Origin of the sequence: Natrinema sp. HArc-T2 (assembly GCF_041821085.1) — an archaeon.
Classification (GTDB): Archaea; Halobacteriota; Halobacteria; order Halobacteriales; family Natrialbaceae; genus Natrinema.
In genome coordinates this window covers 23712-41011 of the sequence record NZ_JBGUAZ010000001.1, presented here as the reverse complement: position 1 = coordinate 41011, position 17300 = coordinate 23712, and the positions used below count along the sequence as shown (strand labels likewise).

23 protein-coding genes are annotated in these 17300 nt (G+C 64.8%); 13 read left to right on the top strand and 10 right to left on the bottom strand.

Annotated features, from left to right (window positions below; genetic code table 11):
* Nucleotides 1-13: 13 nt before the first annotated feature.
* Nucleotides 14-349, bottom strand: a complete 336-nt coding sequence (locus ACERI1_RS00240) for a 30S ribosomal protein S10 (protein WP_373616013.1) — start codon at nt 347-349, stop codon at nt 14-16.
* Between the two features lie 321 nt (nt 350-670).
* Here ACERI1_RS00240 and ACERI1_RS00235 point away from each other — a divergent pair, with 321 nt between their 5' ends.
* Nucleotides 671-1108, top strand: coding sequence for a bis(5'-nucleosyl)-tetraphosphatase (locus ACERI1_RS00235; RefSeq protein WP_373616012.1), 438 nt, complete (start codon nt 671-673; stop codon nt 1106-1108).
* A gap of 59 nt (nt 1109-1167) precedes the next feature.
* Nucleotides 1168-2220, top strand: a complete 1053-nt coding sequence (locus ACERI1_RS00230; RefSeq protein ID WP_373616011.1) for a DUF5787 family protein — start codon at nt 1168-1170, stop codon at nt 2218-2220.
* Between the two features lie 30 nt (nt 2221-2250).
* Here the strand turns inward: ACERI1_RS00230 and ACERI1_RS00225 are convergent, their stop codons facing one another.
* The gene (locus ACERI1_RS00225) at nt 2251-2754 is read right to left on the bottom strand and encodes a DUF5797 family protein (protein WP_373616010.1); all 504 of its coding nucleotides are present in this window, start codon (nt 2752-2754) and stop codon (nt 2251-2253) included.
* 135 nt (nt 2755-2889) lie between these two features.
* A complete protein-coding gene (locus tag ACERI1_RS00220; protein WP_373616009.1) occupies nt 2890-4179 on the bottom strand; it encodes an MFS transporter in 1290 nt (429 codons plus the stop codon).
* Between the two features lie 115 nt (nt 4180-4294).
* Here ACERI1_RS00220 and ACERI1_RS00215 point away from each other — a divergent pair, with 115 nt between their 5' ends.
* Both ACERI1_RS00215 and ACERI1_RS00210 read left to right on the top strand, forming a co-directional pair.
* The gene (locus ACERI1_RS00215) at nt 4295-4549 is read left to right on the top strand and encodes a hypothetical protein (RefSeq protein WP_373616008.1); all 255 of its coding nucleotides are present in this window, start codon (nt 4295-4297) and stop codon (nt 4547-4549) included.
* Nucleotides 4550-4635: 86 nt separating this feature from the next.
* Nucleotides 4636-4944 (top strand): transcription factor S, encoded by a 309-nt coding sequence (locus tag ACERI1_RS00210; protein ID WP_373616007.1) that lies wholly within the window; start codon nt 4636-4638, stop codon nt 4942-4944.
* A 379-nt stretch (nt 4945-5323) separates the two neighbouring features.
* On the opposite strand, the gene ACERI1_RS00205 is transcribed toward ACERI1_RS00210, so the two are convergent.
* Together ACERI1_RS00205 and ACERI1_RS00200 are read right to left on the bottom strand one after the other, a co-directional pair.
* Nucleotides 5324-6103, bottom strand: coding sequence for a methyltransferase domain-containing protein (locus ACERI1_RS00205; RefSeq protein ID WP_373616006.1), 780 nt, complete (start codon nt 6101-6103; stop codon nt 5324-5326).
* Nucleotides 6100-6474, bottom strand: coding sequence for a nascent polypeptide-associated complex protein (locus tag ACERI1_RS00200; RefSeq protein ID WP_373616005.1), 375 nt, complete (start codon nt 6472-6474; stop codon nt 6100-6102). Before ACERI1_RS00200 ends, ACERI1_RS00205 begins: the two co-directional genes overlap by 4 nt.
* Before the next feature lie 135 nt (nt 6475-6609).
* Between ACERI1_RS00200 and ACERI1_RS00195 the strand changes: the two genes are divergently transcribed.
* A complete protein-coding gene (locus ACERI1_RS00195; RefSeq protein ID WP_373616004.1) occupies nt 6610-7233 on the top strand; it encodes an HD family hydrolase in 624 nt (207 codons plus the stop codon).
* Between the two features lie 25 nt (nt 7234-7258).
* On the opposite strand, the gene ACERI1_RS00190 is transcribed toward ACERI1_RS00195, so the two are convergent.
* Complete coding sequence (locus ACERI1_RS00190; protein ID WP_373616003.1) at nt 7259-7747, bottom strand: PUA domain-containing protein; 489 nt, start codon at nt 7745-7747, stop codon at nt 7259-7261.
* Between the two features lie 231 nt (nt 7748-7978).
* Here ACERI1_RS00190 and ACERI1_RS00185 point away from each other — a divergent pair, with 231 nt between their 5' ends.
* Nucleotides 7979-8155 carry a hypothetical protein gene (locus ACERI1_RS00185; protein ID WP_373616002.1) on the top strand — a complete coding sequence of 59 codons (177 nt, stop codon included), beginning with the start codon at nt 7979-7981 and terminating at the stop codon, nt 8153-8155.
* Between the two features lie 60 nt (nt 8156-8215).
* On the opposite strand, the gene ACERI1_RS00180 is transcribed toward ACERI1_RS00185, so the two are convergent.
* Nucleotides 8216-8713 carry an NYN domain-containing protein gene (locus tag ACERI1_RS00180; RefSeq protein ID WP_373616001.1) on the bottom strand — a complete coding sequence of 166 codons (498 nt, stop codon included), beginning with the start codon at nt 8711-8713 and terminating at the stop codon, nt 8216-8218.
* Nucleotides 8714-8801: 88 nt separating this feature from the next.
* Nucleotides 8802-9626, bottom strand: a complete 825-nt coding sequence (locus tag ACERI1_RS00175) for a M48 family metallopeptidase (protein WP_373616000.1) — start codon at nt 9624-9626, stop codon at nt 8802-8804.
* 343 nt (nt 9627-9969) lie between these two features.
* Here ACERI1_RS00175 and dapA point away from each other — a divergent pair, with 343 nt between their 5' ends.
* The 7 genes from dapA (at nt 9970) to ACERI1_RS00140 (ending at nt 16441) form a co-directional block, all read left to right on the top strand.
* The gene (dapA, locus tag ACERI1_RS00170) at nt 9970-10899 is read left to right on the top strand and encodes a 4-hydroxy-tetrahydrodipicolinate synthase (protein WP_373615999.1); all 930 of its coding nucleotides are present in this window, start codon (nt 9970-9972) and stop codon (nt 10897-10899) included.
* The gene (gene dapB, locus ACERI1_RS00165; protein WP_373615998.1) at nt 10896-11663 is read left to right on the top strand and encodes a 4-hydroxy-tetrahydrodipicolinate reductase; all 768 of its coding nucleotides are present in this window, start codon (nt 10896-10898) and stop codon (nt 11661-11663) included. Before dapA ends, dapB begins: the two co-directional genes overlap by 4 nt.
* Nucleotides 11660-12496 (top strand): 2,3,4,5-tetrahydropyridine-2,6-dicarboxylate N-succinyltransferase, encoded by an 837-nt coding sequence (locus tag ACERI1_RS00160; RefSeq protein ID WP_373615997.1) that lies wholly within the window; start codon nt 11660-11662, stop codon nt 12494-12496. The genes dapB and ACERI1_RS00160 overlap by 4 nt, the downstream gene beginning before the upstream one ends.
* Before the next feature lie 240 nt (nt 12497-12736).
* The gene (gene lysA / locus ACERI1_RS00155; RefSeq protein WP_373615996.1) at nt 12737-14122 is read left to right on the top strand and encodes a diaminopimelate decarboxylase; all 1386 of its coding nucleotides are present in this window, start codon (nt 12737-12739) and stop codon (nt 14120-14122) included.
* 4 nt (nt 14123-14126) lie between these two features.
* Entirely contained in the window at nt 14127-14957 is an 831-nt protein-coding gene (gene dapF, locus ACERI1_RS00150) for a diaminopimelate epimerase (RefSeq protein WP_373615995.1), read from the top strand.
* The gene (locus tag ACERI1_RS00145; protein WP_373615994.1) at nt 14954-16105 is read left to right on the top strand and encodes a M20 family metallopeptidase; all 1152 of its coding nucleotides are present in this window, start codon (nt 14954-14956) and stop codon (nt 16103-16105) included. Before dapF ends, ACERI1_RS00145 begins: the two co-directional genes overlap by 4 nt.
* Nucleotides 16106-16228: 123 nt before the next feature.
* Entirely contained in the window at nt 16229-16441 is a 213-nt protein-coding gene (locus ACERI1_RS00140; RefSeq protein ID WP_373615993.1) for a DUF2892 domain-containing protein, read from the top strand.
* Between the two features lie 11 nt (nt 16442-16452).
* Here the strand turns inward: ACERI1_RS00140 and ACERI1_RS00135 are convergent, their stop codons facing one another.
* Together ACERI1_RS00135 and ACERI1_RS00130 are read right to left on the bottom strand one after the other, a co-directional pair.
* Nucleotides 16453-16869 carry an EamA family transporter gene (locus ACERI1_RS00135; protein ID WP_373615992.1) on the bottom strand — a complete coding sequence of 139 codons (417 nt, stop codon included), beginning with the start codon at nt 16867-16869 and terminating at the stop codon, nt 16453-16455.
* Nucleotides 16869-17291, bottom strand: coding sequence for an EamA family transporter (locus ACERI1_RS00130; protein ID WP_373615991.1), 423 nt, complete (start codon nt 17289-17291; stop codon nt 16869-16871). The genes ACERI1_RS00135 and ACERI1_RS00130 overlap by 1 nt, the downstream gene beginning before the upstream one ends.
* Nucleotides 17292-17300: the final 9 nt, after the last annotated feature.

Genomic DNA, 17300 nt, shown 5'->3' with positions numbered 1-17300 from the left:
CGGGAGAATCAGTTCAGTTTCCGCGACCCGCGCCGTGGATCTGTTCGACTTCGGCCTCGATATGGACCGAATCGGGGAAGTTCTGCGAGGCGATGTTGCGCGCGAGGTTGTCGTGGCCGTGAATCTCGAGTTCGCGGGTGAAGACGGTGTAATCCCACGAGGAAAACTGCCGGTCGTCGTCAGCGTGCAGTCGACAGCGCTGTGGGACCGAGAGTCGCTCCGGCGGATGGGAGTGGGGGCCTTTCAGTGCCGCTCCCTTTCGTTCGGCGGTGGTTTTGATGTCCTCGACGATACCATCGAGCGCGGCGCGATCGCCGCTTTGGAGCGTCAGACGGGTGACAAAGGTCATGGCTGGTGCTGTCGCATATGTCGACGGTGGGTGCGTAAAAACTTGCTGAGACACGCCGAGACCGATCACGCGCGGTGATACTGTTGAACAGCAGTAGTGATACGGGCTGCTGTCACGAGTGAGCGGTGGGTCCGCAGAGGGTCGCGGTCCCACCGGCACTGACCGACAGCAGTCCGTATCAGTTGTTACGATGGTGCTGTCCGACAGTATGAACGGCTGCGGTCGATCGGCCAGCAACGACGTGCAAATCGGGGCTGCAATCAGCAGACGCTGGACGAACAGTCCGATATTCTCTTAACGCCTCACCTGTTAGCCTACTTAATGGCAGTCGAAGCTACGAGCGCAGGCGCGATCCTCTTCCGCGATACGCGGGGCCGGCGCGAGTATCTTCTACTCAAGAGCCGCCCAGGCGATTGGGAGTTTCCCAAGGGCGGTGTCGAAGGAGATGAAGAACTACAGCAGACGGCGATCCGCGAAGTAAAGGAAGAGGCAGGTATTGAACAGTTCCGGCTCCTCGACGGCTTTCGCAAAGACTACGACTACGTCTTCGAGGCGAACGGTAAGACGATTCACAAAACCGTTCACCTCTTTGTTGCGAAGTCGTTCGAGGCCAGCGCGGAACTCTCGAACGAACACCGCGACCTCCAGTGGCGCGACTACGAACAGGCGATCAACACCGTCACGCAGGACGGTCCGCGCGAGATTCTGGAGGACGCCCACGAATTTCTAGACGAACGCGAGGACGAGGACGAAGAGTAGTCGGACGGGAACGACGCCCGATCGAGTAGCGTTTTCACACTCCGTTTCCAAGCACCGCCGTGGACCCATACACTGCCGAGTTCGGCTTCGAGCTCCGGACCTGTCGCTGGGCCGAACTGGCCTGGCCACCGGCAGCCACCGCTACCAGCGACGACACTGCGATCGTCGTCGCTCGCCAACTCGGCACGAAGCGCCGCCGCTGGGACACCATCGTGCTCGAGTGCGACCCCGACGCCCTCCGTCGCCGTGCTCGGTTCGGTCCTGACCGACTCGATAGCGATCTCCTCCACATCGTCCGAAACGCCCCCAACGAGTGGACCTACTACCGCGACGCCCTCCCACATCCCGGCTACCCGTGGCGATACGTCCGCGAGGCGATCCACCGCGCCGACGACCGCGGGATCCTCGAGACGCAAAAGTCGGGCAATCGCATCGAGATCCGACGCAAGTGGGTCTATCCCGACTGGCTCGAGCGGATCGTCGCGATCGAGAACAAACCGGACCTCGATGCCAGCGCCGCCCGCGCGCTCGGCGCGCAACTCGAGTACGACGTCGCCATGGGGCTGGCCGACGAGGTCTGGGTCGCGACCCGGGCGACGGGTGACACCGTCGAGCCCGCGCTCTTCGAGGACCTGCCTGTCGAAGCTGGAATCCTCGCGCTCGAGCCCGACGCGCTGACCGCCGACGTCGCCTGGTATCCCCGAACGCTGGCGGTCGACGAGCCGGGAACGCGGATCCTCGAGCAACCCGACGGCAACGGCCACGACGCGTCGGCGGCCCGATTCGAGTACGTCGACCCCGAGACGAAGGCCGACACACGGCTCGCGATCGCCGAACGCGCCTACGAGCGCGGCTGGCGCTCGTTTGTCGATACGATGTGTCCTGATTGTCGGCACTTCCAGTTGCGCGCTCGAGACGACCGACAGGCGCTACCCCACTGTGCTGCCATGGATCGCTGTCAGACGGTCGCCGAGTGTGCCGGGTCCTGTTCTCACTACGAACCCGAGCCGCCGACCTGGCGGACCCGCGGCTGGCCGATCGAGGGTGGCCCCGGAAAACTGGTACAGCGGCTTCTCAGCGAGCGCCGCCGGCGACGACGGCCGGGACTGTAGGACGGTCGACAATCCTCGCAGCGAGAAGGATCAGTCGGAGACGGCGACCTCGAGGTCGTCACGTTCGACGGCCAGCCGGAACGTGGGAACGGTGCGATACTCGACCTCGACGACGCCCTTCCGGCGCAGGCTCTGGAGCCCCGAGCGGACGTCCTCGGCGTCGGGGTCGATGTCGTACTCGTCTCGGAGCTTGTGGAGCACCGAGACGACGCTCTCGGATCGTTCGTCGGGGGCGGCCAGCACCGCGACGATCTGGGCCTGTAGCTCGGGGACGCGGATTTTGGAGGGGGCTCCGTCGGCGTCGGGATCGCTCTCGATACCCGGCTCGACGTCGACCAACTCCGCCGCCTCGGCAGTCGCCCGGATCAGGCTGTTATCATCACGGAAGTAGTAGTCGCCGAGTTCGTTCTCGAGATACTGGTGGACCTCGCTGCCGCTTTCCATCCCCCACCGATCCTGGAGTTCGGCGTTTTTCGTCGGCTGTAGCTCCACTACGTCCGCCAACCGGTCTTTGGCCTCCTCCGAGAGCGTCATCGTCGAACCGTATGGGGAACCGCTACTTTTGCGTTGCGTCCCGTCGCGTCCGGCAAGATGGACTGCACTCAGTCAGTTCCGATGCAACCGCGACTGCCCTGCGGTTGCACCGGAAACTCGTGACAGCAGACCGTCTCAATCGTCTCCGAAAACCGGGACCGGAGCCGTCGTCTCGAGCGTCTCCTCGACCTGCGTATAGACCAAAATTGCACCGAACACGGCGAGAACGGCACCGAAGACGAACGGGACCTGAAAGCCATACCCCACCAGCGCGCCCGATGAGAACGGCCCGGCGGCGATCCCGTAGCCAAAGGCCATCGTGAGCACTGACAACTTCGAGCCGGATTCGCCCGCGCCGGCGAGATCGCCCGCCAGCGCCAGCGACGGGGCGAAGACCATCGCGGCGGCGACGCCCTGGAACAGCCGCGCGACGAACATCAGCACCGACGAGAGAATGAACCCCTGGACGAGCGTCGTCGGGATCAACAACACCATTCCAGTGACGATAAACGGTCGACGACCGTACCGATCGCAGGCCCGCCCGATCGGCGTCTGGAGGGCGACCTGCGCGAGGATGAACGCCGCGAACTGCAGACCGAACCAGGTCGCGTCCTGCTCGAGGCGGGCGTTGACCTGCGGCTGGATGGTCGCAAAGAGCGCGATCCCCGTGGCCATAAAAAACGACGCGAGGCCGAGCGTGAAGATTGGATCGAGGAGGTTCGGACCCGTCCGATCGAGGACCGGAATCGAGAGGTCCGCACCGGCGTTCGCCACCGTCGACGCGGGATCGGAGACGAGCACCGTCACCAGCACGTAGCTGATCGTCGCCGTGATCGTGGCGATGTAGAATGCGGCGTCGAAGCCGTTGACCACCACTCCACCGGGGAGCGCGTAGGGACCGAGGTTGACGACGGCACCGGCGACCGCGGGGCCGGCTCCAAAGCCGACCAGCCGAAAGGTATTGTAGACGCCCATGTTCCCGCCGCGATCGCCGCTCGAGGCGAGTTCGTTGACGAGCGCGACCGACGCCGGAATGATGAACGCGACGCTGACGCCCTGCAGCCCGCGGATGACCAGCAGGGAGATGTACGTCTCCGCGACGACGTAGGCGATATTCGTCAATGCGAGGCCGGCGAGCCCGGCCAAAATAAAGGGCTTGCGCCGGCCGAGCCGATCCGAGAGTCGCCCGGTCACTGGCTGAAAGCTGCTGTTGAGAAAGCCAAACAGCGAAAGGATCAGCCCGATGATCATCGACTCCTCGAGACCGAACGCCGTCCCGCCGACGACGCCGCTGGTCACGTACAGCGGGATGACGATGATCAGAAACGAGTTGCCGATCCCGTCTGCCATTCGGGCACCCGCCAGCGCGAGGACCCGTCGATCCACAGCAAACGGCGCGATAACCCGCTCGACGACACTCCGCATAAATCCTAACTGTGTGCCCCCACCCGATTACAGTTTCGACGGGACAGATTGGTGTCCGTGACAGTACGGCCACGCACAGCAGAAGTACATACCATTGGACTGCGTTTCTCCACCCATGTCTGAAGTCAAACTCAGCCGCATCGAAGCTGTCTTCGCGGACCTCGAGTACCCCGTCACGACCGACCAGGCTGCCGCCGAACTCGAGGATACCACGCTCCTGCTTGCAGACGGCGAGCGAAACCTTGGCGCGCTCATCGAACGCAGCGGCAGCGACCGCTTCGAGTCGGCCGCAGACCTCAAGTCGGAACTCCACAACGTCCTTCCGCGCGAGGCTGTCGGCGAGCCGTACCAATCGGAAGGAGAAGGCTAACTGCCGCCGATAGGCATGGAGCCGCGACCGGTCAGCGAGCCTAAACGCGTGCCTTAAGTCGCTCCACGCTCGTAGCCCGGACAACGATGGAATTCTGCGACGAATGCGGTTCGATGATGAAAGCCGACGACGGCATCTGGGAGTGTGGCAGCTGTGGCTTTACGAAGCCGAAAGGCGACGCCGACCAGTACGTCGTCACCGACGACCAGGAAGCCAGCGAGATCATCGAGTCGTCCGGCGAGACCTCGCTGCCCGAAACCGACGCGCGCTGTCCCGAGTGTGGCAACGACCGCGCCCACTGGTATATGCAACAGATTCGGGCTGCTGACGAATCGGAAACCCGGTTCTTCATCTGTACCGAATGTGAGCACAAGTGGCGCGAGGACGACAACTAACGACCTTTTGCGCTGCTGTCTATCGCGCTGACGGCAGCGTAGCTGCCGCACAGCGCGATGTCCCTCGGCAAAATCTCGAGAGAGCGAAGCTCTCTCGGACCTCGCGGGAGCTTCGCTCCCGCTTAGGGTCGATCAAAAGCACTCCTCCTTCCCCGATGGGTCAGTCGTCGGCCCGCTCGCTCACCCTCCGGGTTCGCTCGCGGTAGGTAACGGGTGACGGCCTGCCCTCCCCCGGATCGCGTGGCTCTCGCATCTGCTCGAGCCACGCTCTCGGCCACCGGTCAGTGATTCCGTTTCTGGAACGGTACCACGATCGGGAGGTGGTAATCTCAGTGGGTACCAGGACTCGCGAGCGAAGAGAAAACCGCGAGAGAGCGCGTTACTCGTTGCGCGCGATCGTCAGATAGCCGGTGTGGCCGACGGGTGCGGTCGACGGCCGCGAACCCCGATCGTCGAACTGCATCTCGCGCTGGATCGTCTCGCGCGTGGTCACGTCGGAGAGCCCGACCTCGTGGGCCGTCTGGACGACCTCGCGAGTCGACTCGATGAATGGGCTGTAGACCGCGACGAAGCCGCCGTCGACGAGCAGGTCGGGTGCGTGCGCGACCATCGTCGCTGCGTCGCCCGTATCGAGCGTCATAACATCGAACGACGAGGACTCGAGGTCCTCGATCTGCTCGGTCACGTCGCCGGTTCGGACATCGACAGCATCGGAAACGCCGCCCAGGGCCATGTTCTCGCGGGCGACGTCGGCGAAGTCGGCGTCTCGCTCGTAAGTCACCACCTCAGCGCCGGCACGGGCCATCATCGCCGCGAGCACGCCCGTTCCGGTGCCGGCGTCGAGCACGCGATCGCCGCCTGCGATGCCCGTCTCGCCGATCACCAGCCCGATGTCGCGGGGGACCATCGGCGCACCGGTCCGTTCGAAGTGATGGAAGAGATCCGGGCCGCGCAGTCGGCGCACCTGAAACTCGTCGCCCAGATGTGTCTCGACGGTGTCGCCCGACTGGACGTCCTCGGGAACCTCGAGCACGCCGAGGTCAGTCCCCATCTCGTCGCCGGGTTCGACGAGGAACTCGCGATCGCCGCGGACGAGCAAGACCGGCATGCGGTCAGTACTTTCGTCGGCTCCGTCGCCGTCACCGCTCACGCGAGTCACTCGAGGGACTCGACTGCTGCGGCGAGGTCGCCGTCGGTCGCTTCGAGGGCCTCGCGGGCCTCGTCCTCGCTGACGTCAGCTCGCATGGCGACGAGTTCGACATCGTCGTCGGGGATCGACGAGCCAGCGTCGTCGTCAGCCGCAGCGCCGCCAGCCGAGCCGGCCTCGACTTTCTCGGGCGAGCCGATGACCTGGTAGGTCTCCTGCCCGCGGGCGTCCATCTTGGTGACTTCGGCGTCGTTGAACACGAGGTCGTGCTCCGCAGTGCGGATGATGACCTCTTCGGCGTCGATGTCCTCGACGTCGATACCCATCTGTTGCATCATCTGTTCCATCTTGCGCGGATTGAGTCCGCCGCCTCCTCCAAACATACTCGCCACGTCGCCGTGAGCGACCTTTTACTTTGTCGTTCGAGGATCGCTGACCCGGGCGCCGAAACGATCCACTGACTCGAAACAGGGTCGATAAGCGACGGGTTCAACCGATCTGCTGCGTGAGAATCAGCCATGGCCGACGACATCAGCGCCCTGCTCGAGGCGCTCGAGTTGAAAGACGAGTTGCGGACAGGGTGGGTCCTCCGCGAGATCGACACGCCGGAGTCGGTTGCGGCCCACACGTGGGGCGTGGCGACGCTGTGTCTGCTGTATGCAGACCGGGCCGACGACGCCGTCGAGCGGGACCGGGCGGTCGCGATGGCGCTGGTCCACGACCTCGCGGAAGCGCGCACGGGAGATATCCCGACCCGTGCGGACGACGAGCACCAGCGGGTGGCCGCCGAGGAGAAGGCAGTCCGCGAGCGGGCGGCAATTGGCGATTTGCTCGAGCCGTTCGGTGCCGACAACGATGGCGAGTTCCGGTCACTCTGGGAGGAATACGAGGGTCGCAAGACGCCCACCGCACAGTTCGTCAAGGACATGGATCTAATCGACAACTGCCTGCAGGCACTGAAGTACGAACACGAAAACCGATACGACGAAACCGACGAAAACGACGCCTTCTCGCAGTACGAGAACCTAGACGAGTTCTTCGCGACAGCCGCACCGCGACTCCACACTGAGATTGGCGAGACGCTGTTTGCGGAGATCAAGACACGATACGAACGAGAGATCGGGAGAAAGTGTCAGCTGTAGCTGGCTGCAGTCGCCGCCTGTCCGATTACGACTCCGCAGGCGCGCCTTCGCGCACGTTCACTGCCATTCCCGTCTCGAAGTCCCGGATCGCCCCGGCATCTAACTGCGCCGTGCCGACCGCGAGTAGTTCACCGCGCTCGTGGACGACGAGCACCTCGTCGCCCGGTCGGATCTCGTCGCCGGCCTCGCAGACGAACTTTGCGAAGACGTTCTTCTCGTCGCGGACGAACGGCTCGCTCTCGTCGTCGACAACGACGCGGTAGGCAGGATGGGAAAGAGCGTCATCGAGCCGGCGACCGCCCTCGATCCCGAGGGTAAACCGGCCGTCAGTGCCAAAGGAGACGATCCGTCCCGATTCAGCGTGAACCTGCTGTGGACGGCCCGAGGTAGTCCGTTTGATCGTCAGCGATTCGTCGGGCGGGAACAGCGCCGCGCCCGCACCCGCACCGAACTGGTAGTCGGCGATGGTCCGAAGCTGGGGGAGGCCCGCACTCCCGTCTGCTGGCTCGCTCATTGCCCGGGGTTTGGCCTGCCGGATCGAAAGCCCTTCGACCTGCCGGCGAGGTCGTCGCTCGAGTCGCGTCGATCGACAGGGCTGTGCAAGCCTGAGACGGTCTGCTGTCCCGAGTCCCTGGTTGGGATCGCAGGACGGATCGCGGTGCACCGGCGCCCACTGACAGGAATCCGTATGACACAGGCGGAGGGTGACTATTATGGTCATTCGATCTAGTACTATCGGCAGGACATGGACGTCACGCAAATCGGCCTCGGGGTCACTCTCCTCGTCATCGGGACCCTGACGCTGGTTGGGCCCGCCACACTCGTCACCGGACCACTCATGTATCTCGTGACCGGCTCGACGTTGTTCGTCGCGGCGTCTGCGTTGCTGTTCGGGGTGTGGCAGCGTCGGCAGGCGAACTAGTTCTGACGCCCTCGAGTCTGCCGAGTTTCGGTTCCCGCGTCTCGGCCGGGTTCACACAGCTCAGAGCAAGAACGTCTCGTGACGTTCCTCGAGATCGAGGAACGAATCGGCTGCGTCGATGAGTTCCTCGGCGGTCGAGGATTCGAAGGCCATCACTTCGACGCGGACGCCCTCGTGGCGCAGGTGCGAACAGAGCCGCGAGAAATCGCCATCGCCCGTACAGAGGACGATCGTGTCGACGTGGTTGGCCAGCGTCACCGCGTCGAGACTCATCCCGACGTCCCAGTCGGCCTTTTTGGTGCCGTCGGCGAACGTCTTGATCTCCTTGATCTTCGGTTCGAAGCCGATGTCAATCAGCGCCTCGAAGAAACTCTCCTCTTCGGGCGAATCCGCGCGGATGACGTAGGCGATCGCACGCGTCAGCTGGCGGTCCTGAACAGCCTTCTCGAGCAAAGCGGAGTAATCGATATTGCGGCTGTGGAGACTCTGTGCAGTATGGTAGAGGTTCTGGGCGTCGACGAGCACGGCGACGCGCTGCCCGGGATGAATTTCCGTCACGTATCGGCATATCGCGCGCAGACGTAAAAAGTCGCATCGGTCCCTCGTGGCCGACGACGCCGGCGACGGGCCGTGCAACGCGGCCGTATCAGCGCCGGAGTTTCTCGATGCGCTTTTCGGTCGGCGGGTGCGTCGCGAACAGCTTCTGGAGGAGCGATCGGTCAGCGTTGAAGATACACAGCGCGCTCACGCTGTCATCGAGCTGTGACTCGCGACCCTGCGACCCCTTCGAGATCTTCTCTAAGGCGCGAGCGAGCGGGTCGCCGCTGCCGATGTACTGGCGGGCATCGTCGTCGGCGACGAACTCTCGATACCGGGAGATCGCCAGCACGAAGACCATCACGAGCATCTGGGCGAGGTTCGAGATTATCATGCCGACGAAGATGCTGCCGATATTGCGATCGTCGCCCATCATGTAGACCATGTAGGCGACCCAGCCGACCATCATCCCGACCGACTGGCCGAGCACCATCGTGAGGACGTCACGATTCTTGATGTGGGCGAGTTCGTGGGCGATCACGCCCTCGAGTTCGTCGCGCTGGAGAAGCCGGATGAGTTCCGTCGAGACGACGACGTAGCCCTTGCCCTTCCGACCGGTCGCGAAGGCGTTGGGGACGCCCATCTCCATGACCATCAGTTTCGGTTTGTCGATGCCCATATCCTGGGACAGCGACTCGGTCATCCGGTGGATGTCCTGGTACTGGCCGTCCTCGGGCATCTCCTGGGCCCGTCTGGTCGCCGACCACGTCCCGATTTTGTACTGGATGGCCGGCAAGACGAGTAGCCCGAGCAAGACCAGCGGCCACATATTGAGACCGAACATCGCCAGGCCGAAAGCCCCGACGAGCATGTAGAAGGCAAACAGGATCGAACCGACGATCGCCATTCGCACTTTTAATCCGAAATCCGTCATAGGAACCAGTAGGGAGTGCGACGGGATAAATTGCATGAATAAGTATGCTTCCGTTTACCACAGAGTCGGCATCCGACTCGAGTGAAGACAGGAAAAAATAAGACAGAGTAGCCCAACGGGACGGATATGCGCCACGTCGCTCATCCGACCGTCAACCCCGTCGTGAGCGGCGTCGCCCCTCGTTCTAAACGTAAACGTAAATGTGCGTGAGTGTGCTCGCGGCGGGCGTGGCATCCCCGTCCCGGGTACGATTCGACCGCGCACGATCGACTGCTGACCATCCACCGATCGGAACCGATACACCCTACCGATTGGGGACCGAGACACGACCCAACGACATCCCATGACAACACTCGACCTTTCGGGCGTCTTCCCGGCGATGTGTACGCCCTTCGACGAGGACGAACGGATCGACTACGAAACACTGCAGCAAGACGCACAGCGGCTCGAGGAAGCAGGCGTCGACGGGCTCGTCCCCGTCGGCTCGACCGGCGAATCGGCGACGCTGACCCACGACGAACACGTCCGCGTCGTCGAGGCGGTCATCGAGGCCGTCGACGACGTGCCTGTCATCGCAGGCACCGGCTCGAACAACACGCGTGAGGCCCTCGAGCTCTCCGAGCGCGCCGCCGATGCCGGTGCGGACGGCCTCCTGCTGATTTCGCCGTACTACAACAAGCCCGAACAGCGCGGGCTGATCGAACACTACCGGACGATCGCGGACGCGGTCGACCTGCCACAGATCGTCTACAACGTCCCCTCGCGGACGGGCCGCAATATCGAGCCCGACACGGCAGTCGAGCTCGCGAGCCACGAGAACATCGCGGGCTTCAAGGCCGCCAGCGGCGACCTGGGCCAGATCGGCGAGATCGCCGAGCGTACGACCGACGAGGACTTCGCGGTCCTCTCGGGCGACGACGCGCTCACCCTGCCGACGATCTCCGTCGGCGGCACCGGGACGATCAGCGTCGCGGCGAACATCGAACCCGAGCGGACGTGTGCGATGGTCGGCGCAGCACTCGACGGCGACTACGAGCGCGCCCGCGAGCTCCACCACGAACTCGGACCGCTATTCCGCGGACTCTTCGTCGAGACCAACCCGATCCCGGTCAAGGAAGCCATGCAGATCCGCGGCTACGGCCCCGCTCGCATGCGTTCGCCGCTGACCCGATTGGCCGACGAGTACCGCGACGATCTCGAGGCCGTCCTCGCCGACTTAGAGCGCGAGCCGACCGAGATCACGGACGTAGACGCGGCGGAGGGTGATCGATGACGGTTCGGCTCGGTGTCACCGGCGCGACGGGCCGGATGGGCCGTGAAGTACTCGCCGCCGCGACGGGCCGCGAGGACTGCGAGGTCGTCTTCGCCGTCAATCGCGACCCGGACGGCGAAACAGTCGACGGCGTGGAGATCGAGCCTGCATCGGAGTTCGACTCCCTGGTTGCCGAGCGCGAGCCCACCGCCGTCATCGACTTCACCGGCCCCGAATCGGCCGTCGAGTACGCCGAGACCTGTGCCGACGCCGGCGTCGCGTTCGTCACCGGCACGACTGGCTTCGACGATGACGGCCTCGAGGCACTCGAGGCTGCAAGTGAGGACGTTCCCGTCCTCCACGCGCCGAACTTCGCGCGCGGCGTGCAGGCGCTGGTCAACGTCGTCGGCGAGGCAGTCCAGAACCTGCCGGGCTACGACGTCGAACTCGTCGAAACGCACCATAACGGCAAGCGCGACGCGCCGAGTGGCACCGCGAACCGCCTGCTCGAGGAGATCGAGGCAAACGGCGACTTCACCGAGCGTACGCACGGTCGCGAAGGCGATGCGCCGCGCGAGGCCGGCGAGATCGGCGTCCACGCGCTGCGCGCGGGCGACATCACGGGTGAACACGAAATCATCCTCGCGGGCAACCACGAGGAGGTTCGCCTGACACACCGCGCCGAGGATCGCGGCGTCTTCGCCGCTGGCGCGGTCGACGCGGCGGTCTGGATCGCAGGACGGAAGGCAGGCAGCTACGACTTTGCGGACGTGATCAGCGAATGAGCGCACTCGAGACCGAGATCGACGAGCTGTGGGAGCGCAAACAGAACGACGAAATCAGCGCCGAAACTGCCGGCGAAGACGAATACGCGACGCTGGATGCCTTCCTCGACGCGCTCGAGGCCGGCGAGATCCGCGCTGCCGAGAAATCTGGCGGCGAGTGGGAGGCAAACGAGTGGGTCAAGCAGGGCATCCTGCTCAACTTCGGCCTGCGCGCGACCGAGCCCCGCGAGTACGGCGGCGTGACGTACAACGACGTGCTGCCGCTTGCGGACTCGAGCGAGTACGGCGACCGCGGCAGCCGCAACACGCCCGACGGCACCGTCGTCCGCCGTGGCGCGAACATCGGCTCCGACTGTATCCTGATGAGCCCCGCGTTCGTCAACATCGGCGCGCGCGTCGGCGACGGCACCCTCGTCGACTCCTGTGACACCGTCGGCTCCTGTGCTCAGATCGGCGACAACGTCAAACTCGGCGCGAACACCCTCATCGGCGGCGTGCTCGAGCCGGTCGAGGACGCACCGGTCATCGTCGAGGACAACGTCTCACTCGGTGCTGGCTGTCGGGTCACCAGCGGCTTCGTCGTCGGCGAGAACAGCGTCGTGGGCGAGAACACGCTGTTGACCCCGCGCATCCCGGTTTACGACCTCGTCGAAGAAGAGGTGCTGTACGGCGAACTCCCCGCCGACCGGCGCGCCTTTACCCGCTTCGTCGAGTCCTCGGTCAGCGACCACGACCTCTTCGACGGCGGCGCGTACAAGCCAGCCGTCGTCGCAACCGACCTCGAGACGGAGACGCTCGAGGCGACCGAACGCGAAGACACGCTGCGCGAATAGGCGTTTTAATCCGCGAACGATTTTTCGCGAGTTCGGTCACGGATGATCGATTTCGGTTCTAGGATTCGAGAGAACACCACGAAAATCCCACCCATGTCGGCTGGTCGATCGAGCCACAGCGGGTGGGACTGAAAGGGGCTTTCGAAGCGTTTCAGCCGTCCGAAATGGCGACCATCATCCGAATGCAATCGCAACCGAGAACCCAAACCCTTGAATCCTCGCGGTCACTTGAACGTGGTAATGACTGACGCTGGGGCTTCACCGTCCGTCCGCCGCCTCTCCGAGTGGGACGCGGTCGAATTACAGACTCTCGTCGACGAGTACGGATCGCCGCTGTACGTCCTTGACCTCGAGCGCGTCCGCCAGAACTACCGGCGGCTCGCAGCCGCGTTTCCCGAGGCTGACATCCTCTATGCGGTAAAAGCGAACGCGCTGGGCGACGCCCTCGCGGCGCTGCACGAGGAAGGGGCCGGCCTCGAGTGTGCCTCCGCCGGCGAGGTCCAGCGGGCGCTCGCGGTCGGCGCATCCGGCTCCGAGATCCACTACACGGCGGTCAACCCTCCCGCACGGGATCTCGACTGGATCGTCGACGCCTGGCGCGAGCACCCGGAACTCACGGTCACCGTCGGTTCCGAGGACACGATCGACCGGCTGGCTGACCGGGGCTACGACGGTCGGCTCTGTCTCCGGGTCAATCCCGGTATCGGTGCCGGCCACCACGAGAAAGTACAGACGGGCGCAGCCGCGAAGTTCGGCGTCCCCGCAGAGCGCGCGGTCGACGTGCTCGCAGACGCTGCCGACCGCGGTTTCGACATCGTCGGGATTCACTCCCACGTCGGTTCCGGCGTCTCGAACGACCAGCTCGACGACCATCGGGAGTTCGTCGCGCGGATGGGCGATCTCGCGCGGGACGTGAGTCAAGTTGTCGGCGACCTCGAGTTCGTCGATGTCGGTGGCGGCTTCGGCGTCCCCTACCGCGAGGACGACGCGCCGCTGGACCTCGCATCGGTCGCGGACGCGACGCGAGACGCACTGGGCGAGGTCGACGCACGACTGGCGATCGAGCCGGGTCGCTATTTCGTCGCGGACGCGGGCGTGTTGCTGACCAACGTAAACACCGTCAAGGCTGCCCGCGACACGACCGTCGTCGGCGTCGACGCAGGGATGACGACGCTGATCCGACCGGCGATGTACGACGCCTCCCATCCGATCCGGAACCTGACGGCCTCGAGCGACGCCGGCGAGCGCGAGACGATCCCCCAGACCGTTGCCGGCCCGATCTGCGAGAGCGGCGACGTTTTCTGTGCGGACCGCGAACTCCCGGCAACCGAACGCGGCGACGTCCTCGCGATCGGCAACGCGGGGGCCTACGGCTACGAGATGGCAAACCAGTACAACTCCCGACCACGACCCGCATCGATCGTCCTCGAGGACGGCGACGCACGACTCGCTCGCCGTCGCGAGACGGTCGACGATGTGACTCGAGTTGAACGCGAGACGCGCAGCGTCTCGGAAACATCGAGCGGTTCACCGCGAGAGCGAGAGGCACACAGCGGCTCGGATGCGGATCGAAAGAACGACGACCACCCAGCGGCGAGCGACACCGACAACGAACGAGTACGATAGCACGATGACTGTTCCATTCCAGAAGTACCACGGCACCGGCAACGACTTTTTGATCATCCACGCGAACGAACACGTTCCCAATCGGGGCGCACTCGCCAAGCGCGAGTGCGACCGGACCGACGGCGTCGGTGCCGACGGGATCCTCTTTCTCGCACTCGAGGAGGGGTTCAACCCACCACGTGTCGTCATGACGCTGTTCCAGCCCGACGGCAAGACAGCGGAGATGTGCGGTAATGGCGCGCGCTGTGCCGCCGAGTGGGCGATGGAGCGAACCGGGACCGACAGCGTGATGATCGACACTCAGGCGGGCACGCTGCGGGCCGACCGCGATGGCGAGAACGTCGTCGTCGAGATGACCGACCTCACGTTCGACCCCGAGGAGGTACCGGTCGAGGCCGACGAGCCGGTTCTTGAGGAGGAAATCGAGGGCCTCGAGGTCTCGGTCGTCAACACCGGCGTCCCCCACGCGGTGAGTTTCGTCGACGACGTCGACGAGGTCGATCTCGAGGCGGTCGCGCCGCCGGTACGTCACGCCGACGTCTTTCCGGAGGGGACGAACGTCACGATCGCCAGCCCCGACGGCGATGGTGGGTTCGACCAGCGCACCTACGAACGCGGTGTGGAGGGCGAAACCGACTCCTGTGGCACCGGGGCGGTCGCCATCGCCGTCGTGGCGCGCCGACTCGGCCTCACCGACGCCGACCCGGTCGACGTCCACCCGCCGGGCGGCCACCTGCAGGTGAGTTTCAACGACCGCGGCCGGCCGACGCTCGCCGGCCCGGTCGAACACGAGTTCGACGGCGAAGTGTCCCTCGAGTCGCCGGTCGAATCGTGACGGGCGACGACGCACCTAGCGACGCGTTCGATCCGGTCGCGTTTCTCGAGACCGCCGTCCAGCACGCGTCTCACGAGGACGTCGGACCGATGCGCGAGTATCTCTGTGAGACGCTCGAGGCCAACGGCATCGAGCCCCGCGTCGACGACGCCGGGAACGTGCTGGCGAGTCGCGGACAGCCGAGAGCTGACGCCGAGACGCACGTCGTCTTGAACACCCATATCGACACGGTGTCGCCACACGTGCCGTTCGAACGTGACGCGGACGCTCCCGAAGCGGGGGGGAGCGACGTGATCCGCGGCCGCGGCTCCTGTGACGCGAAGGGACCGCTCGCGGCCCTCCTGTCCGCGTTTTTCGCCGTCGAGCCGACGGATGGCCGCGTCACGCTCGCAATCACCCCCGACGAGGAGGTGCTCTCGACGGGCGCATACGCGCTGGTCTCTGGCGACGACGCACCCACTCAGGACGCGGACGCGGTGATCGTCGGCGAGCCAACCGATCTCGACGTCTGCACGGCGGCAAAAGGCCGGTTCCAGGGAACGCTTCACCTCTCGGGAGCCAACGCCCACGCCGCCGAACCCGACACCGGTATCAACGCGGTTGCAGCACTCGAGGACGTCCTTGCGGCGATCCGCACCTTCGACGAGCGCGACGACGCCCCGCCGGTTCACCCACAACTCGGCGCGGCGACGCTGACCCCGACCGTCGTCGAGGGCGGCGAGGCCACGAATCAGGTGCCAGCCGACTGCGCGCTGACGGTCGACCGGCGAAGCGTCCCGCCCGAAACCGCCGACGAGTTCCACGAGGCGCTGACTGCCCACCTACGAGACGCGGTTCCAGACGACGTAGGTCTCGAGTTTCGCTTTACCGACCGACCGACGCCGTTTCTCGAGGCCTGGGACACCGATCCCGGCGCGGACGTTGCGAAGACGCTCGCGGACGCGTCGGAGGGCGAGATACGCCCGTTCACCGCGGCGACAGAGGCCTCGTATTTTGCAGCGGACGCCCCGACGGTCGTCTTCGGTCCCGGCGTCCTCGCCGACGACGAGGGCGCGGTCGCCCACGCCCCACGGGAGTACGTGCAGGTTGCGGCCGTGCGCGAGGCGGCGCGGGCGCTCGAGGAGACGCTCGCGGCGTTGCTCGCGTAACCGGAGCAGAAGGGCGGTCCCTTCGGTATCCGATCGTGACCAGTTACTCTCCGAGACGTACCGCTCACGTTTCACACCGAACGATTTTGTCAACGGGAACCCAATTTAGTGTGGGTGAATGCCATGCAAAAGAACGTCGGCGGGATCGATCGTACCGGACGGATCGTCATTGGCGCGATCGCTGTGCTTGCTGGCATCGCCGCGCTGATGGGCTACTGGACCGTCGGCATCGTGACCGCGGCCATCGCGCTCGTCATCGGCGCGATCCTGCTCGTGACCGGAACGACTCAGAAGTGCCCGATCAATGACGCTGCTGGCGTCGATACGACGAATTGACCGCGGGAAAATCACATGGACATCAGCGCGATCGCCAGCACGCTCAGCGCGATCGCGGCGATTTTTCGAGGTGTGACGGTCTCCTCGAAGGCGACGATACCGACCACCGAACTGACGACGATGAACAGCCCATAGATCGGTACGACGATACTCACCGGGCCGAGCGCGAGCGCCCGGTAGTAGGTCAACAGCCCGATCGTCAGCAGGACGCCCATCGCGAGGATGTAGGGGGTACGCGGATGGCGGAGATACGGCTGCACCGACAGCCCGCGAGCCCGGATCACGAGGCCGACCGTGAGAAACATCACCGAGTTCGAGAGGAACACCGCCAGCGTACTGGGCAACTCGAGCATCGCGATCGAGAGCAACGGCGCGACCAGGCTGTAGGACAGGAAGGCGAAGATCGATAGCCAGACGTACCGCCGCATCACGCCTCACCCCCTGCCGCGAGATAGATCGCAGCCGCCGCGACGACGATGCCGGTCGCGCGCGTCGCGGTCAGTTCTTCGCCGAGGAAGACGATCCCGATAATCGAACTCCCGACGATAAAGAGCCCGTAGATCGGCACGACGACGCTGACTGGCCCACGCTCGAGCGCCTGGTAGTACGCGAGGATGCCGGCGGAGAGAAACAGGCCGGCAACGTAGACGATCCCCGCCGAGGGAGTGATAACGGCCTCGAGGCTGCCGGTCCCGGTGACAATGAGGACGACCGTCGTCAGACAGAGGAAGATCGTAGTCGAGAGAAAGAGCGCGACCGCGGGTGGAACGTCGCTCGTCACGACGCTCGTCAGTGGTGCCATCAGCCCGTAGGCGATGAGGGCGACGATCACCCAGAGAAGATACTCCATACACTCCCT

Coding starts and splice junctions, on each gene's coding strand:
- ACERI1_RS00210 (WP_373616007.1), top strand. CDS start 4,636: ATGGAATTCTGCGACGAATGCGGTTCGATGATGAAAGCCGACGACGGC.
- ACERI1_RS00135 (WP_373615992.1), bottom strand. CDS start 16,869: ATGCGGCGGTACGTCTGGCTATCGATCTTCGCCTTCCTGTCCTACAGC.
- lysA (WP_373615996.1), top strand. CDS start 12,737: ATGACTGACGCTGGGGCTTCACCGTCCGTCCGCCGCCTCTCCGAGTGG.
- ACERI1_RS00190 (WP_373616003.1), bottom strand. CDS start 7,747: ATGAGCGAGCCAGCAGACGGGAGTGCGGGCCTCCCCCAGCTTCGGACC.
- ACERI1_RS00235 (WP_373616012.1), top strand. CDS start 671: ATGGCAGTCGAAGCTACGAGCGCAGGCGCGATCCTCTTCCGCGATACG.
- dapA (WP_373615999.1), top strand. CDS start 9,970: ATGACAACACTCGACCTTTCGGGCGTCTTCCCGGCGATGTGTACGCCC.
- ACERI1_RS00200 (WP_373616005.1), bottom strand. CDS start 6,474: ATGTTTGGAGGAGGCGGCGGACTCAATCCGCGCAAGATGGAACAGATG.
- dapF (WP_373615995.1), top strand. CDS start 14,127: ATGACTGTTCCATTCCAGAAGTACCACGGCACCGGCAACGACTTTTTG.
- ACERI1_RS00220 (WP_373616009.1), bottom strand. CDS start 4,179: ATGCGGAGTGTCGTCGAGCGGGTTATCGCGCCGTTTGCTGTGGATCGA.
- dapB (WP_373615998.1), top strand. CDS start 10,896: ATGACGGTTCGGCTCGGTGTCACCGGCGCGACGGGCCGGATGGGCCGT.
- ACERI1_RS00130 (WP_373615991.1), bottom strand. CDS start 17,291: ATGGAGTATCTTCTCTGGGTGATCGTCGCCCTCATCGCCTACGGGCTG.
- ACERI1_RS00225 (WP_373616010.1), bottom strand. CDS start 2,754: ATGACGCTCTCGGAGGAGGCCAAAGACCGGTTGGCGGACGTAGTGGAG.
- ACERI1_RS00240 (WP_373616013.1), bottom strand. CDS start 349: ATGACCTTTGTCACCCGTCTGACGCTCCAAAGCGGCGATCGCGCCGCG.
- ACERI1_RS00160 (WP_373615997.1), top strand. CDS start 11,660: ATGAGCGCACTCGAGACCGAGATCGACGAGCTGTGGGAGCGCAAACAG.
- ACERI1_RS00175 (WP_373616000.1), bottom strand. CDS start 9,626: ATGACGGATTTCGGATTAAAAGTGCGAATGGCGATCGTCGGTTCGATC.
- ACERI1_RS00185 (WP_373616002.1), top strand. CDS start 7,979: ATGGACGTCACGCAAATCGGCCTCGGGGTCACTCTCCTCGTCATCGGG.
- ACERI1_RS00195 (WP_373616004.1), top strand. CDS start 6,610: ATGGCCGACGACATCAGCGCCCTGCTCGAGGCGCTCGAGTTGAAAGAC.
- ACERI1_RS00215 (WP_373616008.1), top strand. CDS start 4,295: ATGTCTGAAGTCAAACTCAGCCGCATCGAAGCTGTCTTCGCGGACCTC.
- ACERI1_RS00140 (WP_373615993.1), top strand. CDS start 16,229: ATGCAAAAGAACGTCGGCGGGATCGATCGTACCGGACGGATCGTCATT.